At 70.1% G+C, this 14,943-nt stretch carries 14 protein-coding genes; 11 read left to right on the top strand and 3 right to left on the bottom strand.

The features are described 5' to 3' along the window. Nucleotides 1-99: 99 nt before the first annotated feature. The 3 genes from ABXJ52_RS02590 (at nt 100) to ABXJ52_RS02580 (ending at nt 4,104) form a co-directional block, all read left to right on the top strand. Nucleotides 100-348, top strand: a complete 249-nt coding sequence (locus ABXJ52_RS02590) for a DUF6480 family protein (RefSeq protein WP_367038893.1) — start codon at nt 100-102, stop codon at nt 346-348. Nucleotides 349-429: 81 nt separating this feature from the next. Further along, nucleotides 430-2,265, top strand: coding sequence for a thiamine pyrophosphate-requiring protein (locus ABXJ52_RS02585; RefSeq protein WP_367038892.1), 1,836 nt, complete (start codon nt 430-432; stop codon nt 2,263-2,265). A 45-nt stretch (nt 2,266-2,310) separates the two neighbouring features. Further along, a complete protein-coding gene (locus tag ABXJ52_RS02580; RefSeq protein ID WP_367038891.1) occupies nt 2,311-4,104 on the top strand; it encodes a glycoside hydrolase family 15 protein in 1,794 nt (597 codons plus the stop codon). 31 nt (nt 4,105-4,135) lie between these two features. Here ABXJ52_RS02580 and ABXJ52_RS02575 read toward each other — a convergent pair whose 3' ends face one another. After that, nucleotides 4,136-4,558 carry a CBS domain-containing protein gene (locus tag ABXJ52_RS02575; protein ID WP_367038890.1) on the bottom strand — a complete coding sequence of 141 codons (423 nt, stop codon included), beginning with the start codon at nt 4,556-4,558 and terminating at the stop codon, nt 4,136-4,138. Nucleotides 4,559-4,854: 296 nt separating this feature from the next. On the opposite strand from ABXJ52_RS02575, the gene ABXJ52_RS02570 reads away from it, so the two are divergent. Next, entirely contained in the window at nt 4,855-5,259 is a 405-nt protein-coding gene (locus ABXJ52_RS02570; protein ID WP_367038889.1) for an STAS domain-containing protein, read from the top strand. 42 nt (nt 5,260-5,301) lie between these two features. Here the strand turns inward: ABXJ52_RS02570 and ABXJ52_RS02565 are convergent, their stop codons facing one another. Beyond that, a complete protein-coding gene (locus ABXJ52_RS02565; RefSeq protein ID WP_367038888.1) occupies nt 5,302-6,522 on the bottom strand; it encodes a metallophosphoesterase in 1,221 nt (406 codons plus the stop codon). Between the two features lie 164 nt (nt 6,523-6,686). Here ABXJ52_RS02565 and ABXJ52_RS02560 point away from each other — a divergent pair, with 164 nt between their 5' ends. After that, the gene (locus ABXJ52_RS02560; RefSeq protein WP_367038887.1) at nt 6,687-7,583 is read left to right on the top strand and encodes an NAD-dependent protein deacetylase; all 897 of its coding nucleotides are present in this window, start codon (nt 6,687-6,689) and stop codon (nt 7,581-7,583) included. Between the two features lie 124 nt (nt 7,584-7,707). Next, on the top strand, nt 7,708-7,920 hold the full coding sequence (locus ABXJ52_RS02555; RefSeq protein WP_367038886.1) for a hypothetical protein: 213 nt from the start codon (nt 7,708-7,710) through the stop codon (nt 7,918-7,920). Nucleotides 7,921-8,714: 794 nt separating this feature from the next. On the opposite strand, the gene ABXJ52_RS02550 is transcribed toward ABXJ52_RS02555, so the two are convergent. Then, the gene (locus tag ABXJ52_RS02550) at nt 8,715-9,497 is read right to left on the bottom strand and encodes an FCD domain-containing protein (RefSeq protein ID WP_367038885.1); all 783 of its coding nucleotides are present in this window, start codon (nt 9,495-9,497) and stop codon (nt 8,715-8,717) included. A gap of 208 nt (nt 9,498-9,705) precedes the next feature. On the opposite strand from ABXJ52_RS02550, the gene ABXJ52_RS02545 reads away from it, so the two are divergent. From ABXJ52_RS02545 to ABXJ52_RS02525, 5 genes are all read left to right on the top strand, one after another. Next, nucleotides 9,706-10,548, top strand: coding sequence for a fumarylacetoacetate hydrolase family protein (locus ABXJ52_RS02545; RefSeq protein WP_367038884.1), 843 nt, complete (start codon nt 9,706-9,708; stop codon nt 10,546-10,548). 53 nt (nt 10,549-10,601) lie between these two features. Beyond that, nucleotides 10,602-11,528, top strand: coding sequence for a VOC family protein (locus ABXJ52_RS02540; RefSeq protein ID WP_367038883.1), 927 nt, complete (start codon nt 10,602-10,604; stop codon nt 11,526-11,528). Between the two features lie 24 nt (nt 11,529-11,552). Then, the gene (locus tag ABXJ52_RS02535; RefSeq protein ID WP_367038882.1) at nt 11,553-13,199 is read left to right on the top strand and encodes a bifunctional 3-(3-hydroxy-phenyl)propionate/3-hydroxycinnamic acid hydroxylase; all 1,647 of its coding nucleotides are present in this window, start codon (nt 11,553-11,555) and stop codon (nt 13,197-13,199) included. A gap of 302 nt (nt 13,200-13,501) precedes the next feature. Further along, nucleotides 13,502-14,284 (top strand): CoA transferase subunit A, encoded by a 783-nt coding sequence (locus ABXJ52_RS02530; RefSeq protein ID WP_367038881.1) that lies wholly within the window; start codon nt 13,502-13,504, stop codon nt 14,282-14,284. Beyond that, the gene (locus tag ABXJ52_RS02525) at nt 14,284-14,940 is read left to right on the top strand and encodes a CoA transferase subunit B (RefSeq protein WP_367038880.1); all 657 of its coding nucleotides are present in this window, start codon (nt 14,284-14,286) and stop codon (nt 14,938-14,940) included. The genes ABXJ52_RS02530 and ABXJ52_RS02525 overlap by 1 nt, the downstream gene beginning before the upstream one ends. The last annotated feature ends 3 nt before the right edge of the window (nt 14,941-14,943 follow it).

Genomic DNA, 14,943 nt, shown 5'->3' with positions numbered 1-14,943 from the left:
CGCAGGGCTCCTCGAAAGCTCGCCCCGGTCTCGATGCGCGGGCCGTGGCCCGTCGTGGTCGGACGGCGGACCCGGCCACGACGTGGCAACTTGGATCACATGACCCCTTCCCAGAACCCGGACCCGCACCCGGACCCGGACCCCCGCGAGACCCCAGGACCAGCACCCGGCGGGAGCGTGCCGCCGGGAGAGACGCCACCCGGCGAGGGCAGCATGTCGGGAGCGGGGCCCCGGGAGACCCACAACCCCACGAAGGGGTGGGCGAAGGGCCCCCTGGCACTGATCGGCGTCCTCGTGGCGCTGATGGCGGCGTTCTTCCTCGTCTACGCCCTCGTACTGCTGCTGTGAGGTTGTAGGGCGATACAGCCCCGCGCACGACCCGCGCCCGCGCATGCCCGCGCCCGCGTCCGCCGACAGGAAGGCCACCCCGTGTCCACGAAAGTCTCGGACTACGTCCTGCGACGACTGCGTGAGTGGGATGTCGAGCATGTCTTCGCCTACGCCGGAGACGGCATCAACGGTCTGCTCGCGGCCTGGGGGCGCGCGGACGACAAGCCGCGGTTCATTCAGGCACGGCACGAGGAGATGGCCGCTTTCCAGGCGGTCGGGTACGCGAAGTTCTCCGGCAAGGTCGGCGTGTGCGCGGCGACATCGGGGCCGGGCGCGATCCACCTCCTGAACGGCCTCTACGACGCGAAACTCGACCACGTTCCGGTGGTCGCGATCGTCGGGCAGACCAACCGCACCGCCATGGGCGGCTCCTACCAGCAGGAAGTCGACCTGCTGAGCCTCTACAAGGACGTCGCCTCCGACTTCTGCGAAATGGTGACGGTCCCCGAGCAGCTCCCCAACGTCATCGACAGGGCCATGCGCACCGCTTACGCCCGCCGTACGGTGACGGCGGTCATCATCCCCGCCGATGTCCAGGAGCTGGAGTACTCACCGCCGACGCACGCGTTCAAGATGGTGCCCTCCAGCCTGGGCCTTGCCCGGTACGCACCCGTTCCCGCGGCGGACGAGATCACCAGGGCCGCCGAGGTACTGAACGCGGGAGAGAAAGTCGCCGTGCTCATCGGCCAGGGCGCACGTGGTGCCCGCGCCGAGGTCGAGGTGGTCGCCGAGACGCTGGGCGCCGGCGTCGCCAAGGCGCTGTTGGGGAAGGACGCGCTGCCGGACGATCTGCCGTATGTCACCGGGGCGATCGGTCTCCTGGGCACCCGCCCCTCGTACGAACTCATGCAGGGCTGCGACACGCTGCTCGTCATCGGTTCCAGCTTCCCGTACACCCAGTTCATGCCTGATCTCGACCAGGCCCGAGCGGTCCAGATCGACATCGATCCGCACATGATCGGGCTGCGGTACCCCTTCGAGGTCAACCTGGTGGGCGACGCGAAGGAGACACTCAAGGCCCTGCTGCCGCAGCTGAAGAAGAAGAGGCACGGCTCCTGGCGGAAGAAGATCGAGAAGGACACGGCGCGCTGGTGGAAGGTCATGGAGCGGCGCGCTGCCGTGGAGGCCGATCCCATCAACCCCGAGTACGTCGTGCACGCACTCGACGCCCTGCTGCCGAACGACGTGATCCTCGCCGCCGACTCCGGCTCCGCCGCGAACTGGTACGCCCGGCACCTGCGCATGCGGGGGACGATGCGCGGCTCCCTGTCCGGCACCCTCGCCACCATGGGACCCGGCGTTCCGTACGTGATCGGTGCCAAGTTCGCCCACCCCGGGCGGCCCGCCATCGCGATCGTGGGCGATGGTGCCATGCAGATGAACGGTCTTGCCGAACTCGTCACGGTCGCCAAGTACTGGCGGGAGTGGCAGGACCCGCGGCTGATCGTCGCCGTACTCAACAACCAGGACCTCAACCAGGTCACCTGGGAGATGCGGGCGATGTCCGGGGCCCCGCAGTTCCTGCCCTCGCAGGCACTCCCCGACGTGCCCTACGCCGACTTCGCCAAGTCCATCGGCCTCGACGGCGTACGGGTGGAGAAGCCCGGGGACGTGGAGGCGGCGTGGCACCGCGCACTCGGCGCCGACCGGCCGTTCGTCATCGACTTCCGCACCGACCCCGCGGTACCGCCGATCCCCCCGCACGCGGAGCTCGACCAGATCGAAGCCGCCGCGTCGGCGATCGTCAAGGGCGACAGCGACCGCCTCGGCATGGTCCGGCAGGGACTCAAGGCCAAGGTGCAGGAGATGCTGCCCGGGCGCCGGTCCGACAGCGGTCCCGGCGCGGCGGGGGAGAAGGACGACCGACACTCCTGAGTCCGCAACCACCGCCCCCGACACCGATGGAGAGGACGCCACGGCATGCCGACGCCGGAAACGATCGACCCCGGCCCCGAGTTCCCTCCGCACGTGTTGCGGGAGTACGCCTTGCTGGCCGACGGCGAACGAGGCGCTCTGATCGGCCCGCACGGTGACATCGCCTGGATGTGCGCGCCGCACTGGGACTCCGACGCCGTCTTCTCGACACTTGTCGGCGGCGGAGGAACGTACGCCGTCACGCCGCTCGAAACCCGGCATGTATGGGGCGGCTTCTACGAAACGGGAAGCCTGATCTGGCACAGCCGCTTCATCACCGGCGCCGGTCCCGTCGAGTGCCGCGAAGCCCTCGCCTTTCCCGGCGACGCGGACCGGGTGGTCCTGCTGCGTCGGATCCTGGCCACGGACTGCCCCGCGCGCGTACGGGTGTTGCTCGAACCGCGCGGCGCGTTCGGCGACGACCGCAGCCGCCACGTCCGCCAGCACAACGGTGTGTGGACGGGCCGGACCGGGGCGCTGCGCTGGCGCTGGACCGGCGCGGAAGCGGCGCGGACAACCCGCTCCGAGAACGGCAGGGGCGAGGTGCTCGCCTTCGACCTGACCGTTCCTCCCGGCGGACACCACGACCTCGTACTGGAACTCTCGCCCCACACGCTGCCCGACGAAGCGGTGGACCCCGACACCGCGTGGGCCGGCACCGAGGAGGCCTGGGCGCGGGCTTGTCCGCAGCCCGCGGAGACCATCGCGACGCGCGATGCGCACCATGCCCTCGCCGTCCTGCGCGGCCTCACCAGCAGCGCCGGTGGGATGGTCGCGGCCGCCACGATGTGCCTGCCGGAACGCGCGGGCGCGGGCCGCAACTACGACTACCGCTACGCCTGGGTCCGCGACCAGTGCTACGCGGGTATCGCCGCGGCACGCGTCGGCGCCACCGGCCTACTCGATACCGCGGTCGGTTTCGTCGCGGCCAAGGTCCTCCAGGACGGGCCGCGGCTGAAACCTGCCTACACGGTCACCGGCGGCCCGGTGCCCTCCGAGCGGACCCTGGACCTGCCCGGGTACCCGGGAGGAACGGACAAGGTCGGCAACTGGGTGAACCAGCAGTTCCAGCTCGACGTGTTCGGCGAGGCCCTGCAACTCTTCGCCGCCGCAGGCCAGTGCGACCGGCTCGACGGCGTCGGCTGGCGCGCCGTGCACACCGCCGTCGCCGCCATCGAACAGTTGTGGAACGAGCCCGAGGCCGGCATCTGGGAGATCGACGACCGGCGCTGGACCCACTCCCGGCTCGCCTGCGTCGCCGGGCTGCGTGCGGTGGCCGCGCTGCCGGGAGCGAGGAGGGACGTCACACGCTTCACCTCGCTCGCCGACGCGCTTCTCGCCGAGACGGCACGCACCAGCCTGCACGCCGACGGTTACTGGCAGCGGGCTCCGGACGAGCCCGGCGTCGACGCGGCCCTTCTGCTGCCCCCGGTCCGGGGCGCACTGCCCGGCTCCGACCCCCGCACGATCGCCACCCTGCGTGCCGTACGGCAGGAACTGGCGCTCGACGAGTACGTCTACCGCTTCCGCCAGGACCAGCGGCCCCTGGGGGAGGCGGAGGGCGCGTTCCTGCTGTGCGGCTTCATGATGGCGTTGGCCGAGCATCAGCAGGGTCATACGGCGCGCGCCCTGCGCTACTTCGAACGGAACCGCGCGGCGTGCGGGCCACCCGGACTGTTCTCCGAGGAGTACGACATCATCCAGCGGCAGATGCGCGGCAACCTTCCGCAGGCGTTCGTCCACGCACTGCTCCTGGAGTGCGCGGGCCGTCTGACCGAGACCCCTCCGCCTCTGGTCTAGCCCCGCGCCGGTTGTGGGATCCAGCGAGGACTCAGTCGGTGGAGAGAGCCTCGATGAGGCGTCCGGCTTCGGGGGCGTCGAGAGCTCGGGCGGCGTCCGCGAGGGCGACCATGCCTACGAGGTCCGTGCCGTCGATCACCGGCAGGCGCCGGACCTTGTGCTGGGTCATGGTCGTGAAGACCTCGTCCACGTCGTCGTCCGCGCCGATCGTCACGGCCTTCCCCTGCGCCAGGGTGCCCATCTCGACCTCCGCGGGATCGAGCCCCGCTCCGAGGACCCGCACCACGATGTCGCGGTCGGTCACGACGCCGACGAGCCGGTTGTTCTCGCCGCAGATCGGCAGGGCGCCCACCTGAAGTTCCGTCAGCTTGCGTGCCGCGTCGAGTGCGTTGTCGTGTGCCTGCACGCACTGCGCGCCGCCGGTCATGATGTCTCGTGCCGTTGCTGTGGCCATGGTGAAGCGCCGTCCCATCTCTGCTGCCGGATGCTCCAGCGCGCTCTTCGACACCGGAGCCTGTCAGTTTCGGGTGACCGGGAGTGGCGCCGGTGAAACAGGATTGCCGTGAGATCCCCCGGATGGTCAGGTTTCGCAGAGCGCCGATCTCACAGAGCTCCGACGGCGCCGAGCGGCCTGCCGACGGTGGTGTGCGGGTGCGCAACAGGGAACAGAGGGTGTCCAGGGAGGGTATCTTCGGGCTGCCAGGATTCGCTTCGGCAGTGAGGCGGATCGGCAGGCATTCGGGACTGACGATGAGCGAGCCTCCTCTGCCCCGTCTGGTCATCCAGCAGGGGCATGACCAGGGCGGATCCGGAATCATGGTCGCACTCACGGGTGAGCTGGATGGTTCCACCTCGGCCGACCTGCGGGAAGCCGTGGTGCTTCTCGCGGCCCAGCCCCAGATACGCGGACGCCTGCTGCTGGACCTGTCGGCCGTGACCTACTGCGACAACGCCAGCCTGTACACGCTGCTCGGCATCTGCGAGGCCCTGGACCTGGTCGGCATCTGCGTCGCCCTGACGGCGGTCAGCCCTGCCGTGGACACCTGCATCCAACGCAATGCTCTTGAGGAGCGGCTCCCTGTCGGGGCCGCCCCGGACGCCATCTCGGGTGCTGCGAACGAGGGCGCGGGCGGCACGACACCGACCCGCTCCTGATCACGACGCCGACCCGCTCCTGATACGGCAGCCCGCCGTGGGTCATGGCGTGGCGGGCCGCTGGGGGGAGCGGAGTACCAGCAGGGTGATCTCGCTGGGGGCGAAGACGCGGAACGGTGGGCCCCAGAAGCCGGTGCCGCGGCTGGTATAGAGGAGCGTGCGGGTGCCGTGGCGGCTGAGACCGGCGAGGGCGGGCTGGTCGATGCGGACGAGGTGGTGGAAGGGCCAGATCTGGCCGCCGTGCGTGTGGCCGGAGAGCTGGAGGTCGACGCCGCCCTCCGCGGCCCGGTCGATGAACTTGGGCTGGTGGGCCAGGAGCAGGACGGGCAGCTCGGGGTCGGTTCCGTCCAGGGCTCCGGCGAGGTGGGCGCGGTGGCCTGCCAGACCGGAGGACTCGGCGGTGACGTCGTCCACGCCGGCGACCACGAGGGTGTCCCCGCCGCGTTCGAGCAGCAGATGCCGGTTGCGCAGCGGCGCCCAGCCCAGCTCGTGCATCAGGTCGACCCAGCCTTGGGCCTCGCTGTAGTACTCGTGGTTTCCGGTGACGTAGACCCGCGCCCGGGTGGATTGCACGGTGCCGAGCGGAGCGGCCTGGGCGCGGCGGCGTTCGGCCGTGCCGTCGGCGATGTCGCCGGTGTGGCAGACCAGGTCGGCCTCCAGGGTGTTGACCTTCGCGCAGACCCGCGCCGACCAGCGTGCGCGGTCGAGTGGGCCGTAGTGGGTGTCGGTGATGAGGACGACCCGCGTGCCGTCCAATCCGGCTCCCAGGCGCGGGAGTTGCACGTCGAGGCGGCGGACCCGTGGCACCCTGCGGGCCTCGGCGTACCCCCAGGCGAGCAGCACGGCGGCTGTGCCGATCACCGCCCAGGTGACGATCCGGGCCCGGTCCTGACCGTCGCCCACTCCGGCCACGGCCAGGACGAGGCGAAGCAGGACGCCGAGCAGGACGGACCAGGTGAACAGGACCCAGCCGGTCCCGAGGAGGGTGTCTCCGACGATCGCCGCCCGGTCCTGCTGCCGTTTTCCGTGGCCGCGCGCCATCGTGAGCGGCATGGTGATCAGGCCGAGGACGAACAGTGCGGTGCCGCCCAGCGCCACAGGGAGCGGCCAGTGCTGGCCGGCGTGCAGGAGCACCCAGCAGGGGACGGTCCACAGCAGGACCGGGGCGATCAGGGGGATGTAGCGCATCAGGCGGCGCAGTCGGCTCTGCTCGGTCGCTCGCGCCGTACCGTCCGCGGGCCGGGTTTCGCTGGTGTCGGTCACGCTTCCCCTCCTCAAGCAGCCGGACTGCCGACTGCCGGCTGCCGACAAGTAGCCGGATTGCCGATATGCAGCCGGACGGCCGACAAGTAGCCGGACTGCCGACAAGTAGCCGGACTGTCAACGCGCGCACTTTATCCGGTCACTCTGTACGTAAGCTGGCGGGCATGAGGACGCGACCCACGTTGACCTGGGAGCCGCGCGGCGACCTGCCTCCCGCCTCGACCGATGTGTCGGCGGTCGTCGACGCTGTGCGTGCGGGAGGCGTCGTAGTGCTCAGTGGAGCGGGCCTGTCGACGGAGTCCGGTATCCCGGACTACCGCGGGGAGCGCGGAGCCTTTCGTCGCAACCACGTGCCCATGACGTTTCAGGAGTTCACCGACAGCGCTCACGCACGTCGGCGGTACTGGGCCCGCAGCCAGCTCGGCTGGCGGTCCCTGACCCGGGCCCGCCCGAACTCCGGTCACCGGGCGGTCGCGGCCCTGGCCGGAACGGGACTCGTCACGGGTGTGATCACGCAGAACGTCGACGGGCTGCAGCAGGCCGCGGGGGCGCGGGACGTCGTCGAGCTGCACGGCAGCCTCAGCCGCGTGACCTGCCTCTTCTGCGGTCATGCCACCGCGCGCTCGGAGCTCGACGCCCGGCTGCGGGCGGCCAACCCGGGGTTCGAGGCCATGGTCGAGCAGCACCGCGCGGCGCGGGTGAATCCTGACGGCGACGTGGACCTGCCCGACGAGGCAGTGCGTGAGTTCCAGGTGGTGGCGTGCGCGGCATGCGGCAAAGAGGGACTCAAGCCGGACGTCGTGTTCTTCGGTGAGAACGTGCCGCCCGAGCGCGTGGCGGCGTGCCGGAGCCTGGTCGACGGAGCGACCACGCTGCTCGTCCTTGGCTCTTCACTGACGGTGATGTCCGGGCTGCGCTTCGTGCGCCAAGCGGCGCAGGCCGGTGCCCCGGTTCTGATCGTGAACCAGGGTCCTACCCGCGGTGATCACTGGGCCGCCCGCCGCATCGACCTCCCACTGGGGAGCGCACTGAACGACGTCCTGGCGCAGGCCGGCCGCTGACTGCTCGCACACGGCACCGCGCGGCGAACGCGAGGGCGACGAGCTGGACATCCCCGGGAGGCCTCTGGCATGGTCGCCCGTCCGGTACCCCACACATCCCGAAGGGAGAGCCACGTTGACGGAAGTGAGCACACGCAGCGTCACTGAAGCGGTTGCTGCCGAGGAGCTGCGGTCCAGTACGACGACGCTGGACATTCCAAAGGGTTTCGACCTGTGGACGGCTGAGGAGATCTCGGACTGGCTCGACCAGGTCGAGGACGACCCCGGCGTCTCTGACGCCGATTTCTACGCCGCTCAGCAGGCGGTGCAGCGGGTAGTAGGCGTCGGGGACGCCTGATTCCCCGCCCATGACCGGATAGACGACGACAGCAGGGCCGCGGCGTGGCCGAGGCCCTGGGTCGTGGTCCGGCGGCCTCTGGAAGAGGCCGAGCTTCTGCGCTTAGAAGAAGCCCAGCTTCTTCGGCGAGTACGACACGAGAAGGTTCTTCGTCTGGTGGCGGTACAGGCGGTAAGCCCGTCTGACCAGCAAGGATGCCAGTGCGACAGGTTCAATATGGGGAGTTGGCCCGCGTATGGTCCGGGTCTTGGTGGGACCGACGGCACGCACAGCCTCCTATGACGAGTCGGCGGGTGCTGGGGGCGGACCCTGCGAAGCCTGGAGCGGATAACTGTGAGGCGATGATCCTGGATGTCGGTGATCGTCGCGATGGTCGGCTCGTGCTTCTTCCCGCCGGCGATGCGCAGACGTCGGGGATCGGTCGTCAGGCGGGGCGGGGATCGCCCGGGCGCTTTGTGGCCTCCGGTGGCCAGGCTGGGCGGACGGTGCGATCCGGTCCCACATGGCGCAGGTTGGCGAAGGCGTCTCATGGGGTCCAGCTGGTCCAGTTCGAAAGCGTACGCGTAGGTCTGGTCTCTCTGCTCCAGGGACGTCAACGCTGTTGGTGAGACGCGTGTGAGACGTGAGGAACGCGGCGGCTGGTGGCCCCTCTCCCTTGTTCCGCCTCCCGGGGCGCGTCATGTCCGCAGACTCGGTGCGACGCCAGCCCCTTGGGTGTGTCAGATGGGGCGACTTCAGCCCGCGTAACGCACGAGTGATCAGGGTCGGACGGCTGCCGTGGTTGACGGGCGTCCTCACGGCGTGGGGGAGTCCTCGGCGGTCTGGAGCGTGGTGTTGTGCTCGTGGATGAGCCGCAGGGCATCGTCGCGGTCGCGCCGGTCCAGGGCGTCGACGAGGTCGCGGTGCAGATGGTGCCGTTGCGCGATGTACTCGCCCAGGGGCTGGTCGCTGGTCGGCAGCACGGACAGGGTGTGGCCCTCGATCAGGTCGAGCAGATGCGTGTAGAGCGAGCTGAGCAGCGCGTTCGGGCTGATCGCGGCGATGGCGGCGTGCAGACGCCAGTTGGCGTGGACGAAGGCGACCGGGTCGGCGGCGTCCACGGCCTCTCCCATGGCGTCGATGTGGAGACGCAGCCCCGCGATGTCCGCCGGGGAGGCGTGCCAGAGGGCGTCCTCGATCATCAGGGGGTCGAGGGCGTCGCGGATGCGTACAGCGTCGGCCACGTCGTTCGCCTGCGCGTCCAGCGCGAGGACGGAGTTGCCGAGCCGGACCATGGGGGACTGCTCGGCGCTGAACAAGCCGCCGCCCGGCCCCGGTTTCACGGTGACCAGGCCGCGTGCCTGCAGGAGCCGCAGCGCTTCGTTGAAGGTGCCGACGGACACTCCGCACAGCGTTCGCAGATCCTCCTTGGTGCCCAGCCGGGAGCCGGGCGCGACGCTTTCGATGAGCTCCGCCACCTTGTCCGCGGCGCGCTCGGCCCGCCCCGACGGTGTCTGCCGGGGTGAGCCGCTGTAGCTGCCGGAAGGAGCGGCTTCCGGGGTGGGGCGCCGGACAGCACGGTCGGGGGTGGAACTCACATCGTCTCCTCGATCATCCATATTCATCATGCTCATTTTGATGAGAACCCTTGACGCTGCAGCTCGGCGGAGCGCAACATCAAGGTAATCATCATGCTGAATTGCCGCCGGGTGGGCAAGGTCGCGTCGTCTCCGACGGGTCGCCTTCCCTCTCCTGCCCGGCCGCCTCGCCCCTGTCCGGCTCCTTCCCCAGCCCCGGAGACACATCATGCGCATGGCCAACCTTTCCGGCCGTCTGGCCCTCATTGTCGACGGACGGGCCGTGGACGTCGAAGAGGCCAGTGACGGCGCCTTCGCCCCCGACCCCCAGGTTGTCTACGATCGGTGGGAGGAGTTCCGTACCTGGGCCACCACGGCCGACCTGCCCGCAGGCACGCCTTTCGAGGCGCGCGACCTGGGTTCCCCGGCCCCGGCTCCCCGGCAGACGCTGGCGATCGGACTCAACTACGGCGACCACGCAGCCGAGTCCGGATTCGCCGCGCCCGAAGGGCTGCCGCCGGTGTTCACCAAGTTCGTCACCAGCATCAGCGGACCGGTCACCGAGGTGAAACTGCCGGCGAACGGCCACACCGACTGGGAGGTCGAGCTGGTGGCCGTCATCGGCCGTCGCGCCGAGGGTGTCTCCGAGGCCGACTCCTGGGGGCACGTCGCCGGCCTCACGGTCGGGCAGGACATCTCCGAGCGTGTGCAGCAACTGGCGGGACCCGCACCGCAGTTCAGTCTGGGCAAGTCCTTTCCCGGGTTCGCGCCCATCGGGCCGTGGCTCGTCACGCCGGACGAGTTCGACGACCCCGACGACCTGGAACTGCGCTGTGCGATCAACGGCGAGGAGGTCCAGAAGGGCCGTACCCGCGACCTGATCCACTCCGTGCCCGCCCTCATCGCGCGCCTGTCCGCCGTCCTGCCCCTGCTGCCCGGCGACGTCATCTTCACCGGCACACCCGCGGGCGTCGGACTCGGCCGCGACCCCCAGCGCTTCCTGGCGCCCGGCGACGAACTCGTCAGCGCCGTGCAGGGCATCGGCGAACTGCGCCAGACCTTCGTCGCCTGACCCCCAGCGGCCCCTTCCCGGACCAGCGGACCCGCCGGACAAAGGAGTCCTCCATGGCACTGCACCGTCTGACCTCCATCACCATGGGGGTCCCCGACGTCACCACGACCGCCGCCTACTACGCCGACTTCGGTCTCACTCCGGACGGCGACGGGTGGTTCACCACCCAGGACGCCGGACGCCAGCTCCGTATCGTGCACGCGCCGACCCGCCGTCTGGTGGAAGTGCGGATCGGCGTCGACACGCCCGAGGACCTGTCCTCGGCCGGCTCCCGGCTGAAGCGGCTCGGCACCGAGAGCACTGTCGACGCCGGGACCCTTACCGCGTACGACAAAGCCACCGCGGTGCGCGCCGTCCTGGAAGTCGTACCCCGTCTGACCCAGGAACCGGTCCCGGCCACCGCCTACAACGGGCCGGGCCGCACCGACCGCACCGGCCGCCGGGCGCCCGGCATCCTGCGCACGCATCCGGTACGCCCCCGCAAGCTGGGCCACGCCGTCGTCGGCACCACCGACTTCGACGCCACGACCGCGTTCTTCCGCGACGGCCTCGGCTTCAAGGCGTCCGACTACATCAAGGACCACGGGGCGTTCCTGCGCTGCTCCACCGACCACCACAACATCCTGGTCCTGTCCGCGCCGGTCGCCTTCCTGCACCACTCGTCCTGGCAGGTCGACGACATCGACGAGGTCGGTCGCGGCGCCGCCGCGATGCTGGAGGACCACCCCGAGCGTCACGTCTGGGGCCTGGGCCGTCACCACGCGGGCTCGAACTTCTTCTGGTACCTCAAGGATCCGGCAGGCAACTTCAGCGAGTACTACTCCGACATGGACTGCGTCGTCGACGACCAACTGTGGACACCGGAGGTCCTGGAAGGCGCCAAAGGCCTGTTCAACTGGGGCCCGCCACCCCCGCCCTCGTTCCTGGCCCCCGAGGATCTCGCCGCCTTGATGACCGGAACCCACAGTGAGCCGAGGTAGAGAGCCATGAGCGGAAGTGGAGCCATGAGCGGAAGCACCCCGAAGATGCACGACATCGCGATCGTCGGCTTCGGGCCCGTGGGCCAGATGCTGGCCCTGCTCCTCGGCCGGGCCGGACACGACGTCGTAGCCCTCGAGCGCTGGCCCGACCCATACCCCCTGCCCCGCGCCGCGCACTTCGACCACGAGATCGCCCGCATCTTCCAGGCCGCGGGAGTGGGGGAGGAGATACGCGCGGTCACCGATCCGGTGCCCGATCACTACGAGTGGCGCAACGCGGCCGGTCAACCGCTGGTGCGCATCGACTGGTCCGGCAACGGACCCTCCGGCTGGCCCACCGCCAACTTCTTCAGCCAGCCAGAGCTGGAAGCCGTCCTCGCCGAGGCCGCCGAGAGTTTGGCCTCGGTCACCGTGCGGCGCGGTTGTGAGGTCACGGGCCTGCAACCCCGCGATGGATACGTGCAGTTGAGCACGAGCGGCGGCACGCGCGACGGCGACGGCCGCGGTGAGGTCCATGCCCGTTACGTCATCGGTGCCGATGGAGCCAACAGCTTCGTCCGCTCGGCCATGGACACCTCCGTCACCGACCTCGGCTTCTTCTACGACTGGCTGATCGTCGACACACAACCGCACGAGCAGGCCCAATGGTCCCCGATGAACTGGCAGCTGTGCGATCCGCGGCGGCCCACCACGATCGTCTCCGGCGGTCCGGGGCGGCGCCGTTGGGAGTTCCTCCGGCTGCCGCACGAGGACATCGAGGACCTCAAGACCCCGGAGGCAGCCTGGAGACTTCTCGAACCCTGGGGGCGTACACCGGAGAACACCACCCTCGCACGGCACACGGTCTACACCTTCCAGGCCCGCTGGGTGGACCGGTGGCGCGAGGGCAGGCTGATCCTGGCCGGCGACGCCGCCCACCAGATGCCACCGTTCGCCGGACAGGGCATGTGCTCCGGAATCCGCGATGCCATCAACCTGGCCTGGAAGCTGGACCTGGTCCTCGACGGGCGCGCGGAGCCCGACCTGCTTGACACCTACACCTCCGAGCGCAGCGAACACGTCCAGCACGCCATCGGTATGTCCATGGCTCTCGGTCAGGTCATCTGCGTCCTCGACGACGAGGACGCAGCCGCCCGCGACGCCCGGATGATCGCCGCCGGCGCCGACCCGCAGCATGCGCTGCCTCCCACTCCACCGCCCGTCCTTGGCGACGGCATCCTCGCGCGGGCGTCCGACGGCAGCCGCGCCGCGAACGTCGGCCACCTCACGCCGCAGTACGAGGTCACGCACCGGGGGCGCACCGCCCTGCTCGATGACCTCACCGGCGGCGGCTTCACGATCCTGACCGACGGGACAGGCCCGTCGGCCGCCCTCGACGCCACGGATCGCGCCTTCCTCACCGACATCGGTGCGACCCTGGTGCCGCTCTACGAGGACGACCCGCCACCCGAGGGCTACCTCGACGCGCCCGACGGCTACCTGCCTCACATGCGCGAGCACGGACATGCCGCCGCCGTCATCCGGCCGGACTTCTATCTGTTCGGCGCCACCACGGACGCGCCTGGTCTGCGCGAACTCGTCGGCCAGTTGCGCGAGCAGTTGCGGCATCCCGCCACCGCGGCCGACCGCGCACCGGCGCCCGGAACGCTTACGGCCGCGGCCGAGCGGTAGGTCCGCGGCCCGGCCGCCGGGCCAGTACCGGTTCCTGTCGACGTTCGACGGGCCAACTCCCGCGGCTCACCCCTTGTTTACGAGCCCTTTGACCACGGCGCACGGACCACCGCACGGTCCATGCGCCGTCGTGCTCCGGCACCACAAGCCGGGGCACTGCCAAGCGTCCGGGCCCTGCCGTGGCCGCCACTGCCGCGGCACGGCCCGGACGCGTCTCACGGCGACGTTCGCAAGAGCCGATCCCACGCAACTTTTCGTAACACGCGCAGAACCCCACTGACGAAGACCTCCGAAGGACGTGCATGGACAAGACATCCCCCTCCGCGGCGGCGGCAGTGGCCGACATAGGCGACGGCGCATCCCTGGCCGTCGGCGGCTTCGGCCTGTGCGGCATCCCGAGCACCCTCATCGAGGCCCTCCACACGCAGGGCGCGGGCGGACTGCGTGTGGTTGGCAACAACTGCGGAACCGATGAGCACGGTCTCGGCATCCTGCTCGGCGGCGGACGCATCGCCCGCGTCACCGCTTCCTACGTAGGAGAGAACAAGGAGTTCGCCCGCCAATACCTCGCGGGCGAACTCGAAGTCGAACTCACCCCCCAGGGCACCCTCGCCGAACGCCTGCGCGCCGGAGGCTGCGGCATCCCCGGCTTCTACACTCCCGCGGGCGTGGGCACCCCGCTCGCCGACGGAGGTGTCCCCTGGCGCCACCACTCCGACGGCAGTGTCGCCATCGCCTCACCGGCCAAGGAGACCCGCACCTTCGGCGACCGCGACTTTGTCCTGGAGGAAGCCATCACCTGCGACTACGCCCTGGTCCGTGCGTCACGCGGAGACCGACACGGCAACCTCGTCTTCGACAAGTCGGCCCGCAACTTCAACCCCCTGGCAGCGATGGCGGGCCGCGTGACCATCGCTGAAGTCGAGGAACTCGTCGACCCGGGCGCCCTCAGCCCGGACGAGGTCCACCTGCCGGGCGTGTTCGTCCAGCGCGTTGTGGCCCTCACACCCCGGCAGGCCGCCGACAAGCAGATCGAACGGCGTACGACTTCCGCGCCGACGGCACGAGGAACGGTGCACGCCTGATGCCCTGGACCAGAAACGAGATGGCAGCGCGTGCGGCGGCCGAACTCAACGACGGCGACTACGTCAACCTGGGCATCGGCCTGCCCACCCTCATCCCCGGCTTCGTACCCGAGGGCGTGCACGTGGTCCTCCAGTCGGAGAACGGCATCCTGGGCACCGGCCCTTACCCGTCCGAGGACGCCGTGGACCCGGATCTGATCAACGCGGGCAAGGAGACGGTCACGGTCCTGCCCGGCGCCGCCTTCTTCGACTCGGCGCTGTCCTTCGGCATGATCCGCGGCGGCCACATCGACACCGCCGTCCTGGGTGCCATGCAGGTCTCGGCCCGCGGAGACCTCGCCAACTGGATGATCCCCGGCAAGATGGTCAAGGGGATGGGCGGCGCGATGGACCTGGTGCACGGCGCGCGCCGCGTCATCGTCCTCATGGAACACACCGCGAAGGACGGCACCCCGAAGATCGTCCCGGAGTGCACCTTGCCCCTGACGGGCCGCGCGTGCGTCCACCGCATCATCACCGACCTCGCGGTACTCGACATCACCGAGGCAGGCCTGGTCCTGACGGAGACGGCTCCTGGTGTCACCCCGCAGGACGTCCTCGCTGCGACTGCCGCGCCGGTGCGGGTCAACCTGGAGTGTGCCGTCGGCGTGAGCTGAGTA

The sequence above is a fragment of the Streptomyces sp. Je 1-332 genome (assembly GCF_040730185.1).
Lineage (GTDB): Bacteria > Actinomycetota > Actinomycetes > Streptomycetales > Streptomycetaceae > Streptomyces.
The sequence above is the reverse complement of the archived record's forward strand: the minus strand, read 5'-3'. Positions and strand labels throughout refer to the sequence as shown.

Excerpts from the sequence above, each read along its gene's own strand:
- ABXJ52_RS02590 (WP_367038893.1), top strand. The coding sequence starts at position 100 with ATGACCCCTTCCCAGAACCCGGACCCGCACCCGGACCCGGACCCCCGC.
- ABXJ52_RS02580 (WP_367038891.1), top strand. The coding sequence starts at position 2,311 with ATGCCGACGCCGGAAACGATCGACCCCGGCCCCGAGTTCCCTCCGCAC.
- ABXJ52_RS02575 (WP_367038890.1), bottom strand. The coding sequence starts at position 4,558 with ATGGCCACAGCAACGGCACGAGACATCATGACCGGCGGCGCGCAGTGC.
- ABXJ52_RS02570 (WP_367038889.1), top strand. The coding sequence starts at position 4,855 with ATGAGCGAGCCTCCTCTGCCCCGTCTGGTCATCCAGCAGGGGCATGAC.
- ABXJ52_RS02560 (WP_367038887.1), top strand. The coding sequence starts at position 6,687 with ATGAGGACGCGACCCACGTTGACCTGGGAGCCGCGCGGCGACCTGCCT.
- ABXJ52_RS02545 (WP_367038884.1), top strand. The coding sequence starts at position 9,706 with ATGCGCATGGCCAACCTTTCCGGCCGTCTGGCCCTCATTGTCGACGGA.
- ABXJ52_RS02540 (WP_367038883.1), top strand. The coding sequence starts at position 10,602 with ATGGCACTGCACCGTCTGACCTCCATCACCATGGGGGTCCCCGACGTC.
- ABXJ52_RS02535 (WP_367038882.1), top strand. The coding sequence starts at position 11,553 with ATGAGCGGAAGCACCCCGAAGATGCACGACATCGCGATCGTCGGCTTC.
- ABXJ52_RS02530 (WP_367038881.1), top strand. The coding sequence starts at position 13,502 with ATGGACAAGACATCCCCCTCCGCGGCGGCGGCAGTGGCCGACATAGGC.
- ABXJ52_RS02525 (WP_367038880.1), top strand. The coding sequence starts at position 14,284 with ATGCCCTGGACCAGAAACGAGATGGCAGCGCGTGCGGCGGCCGAACTC.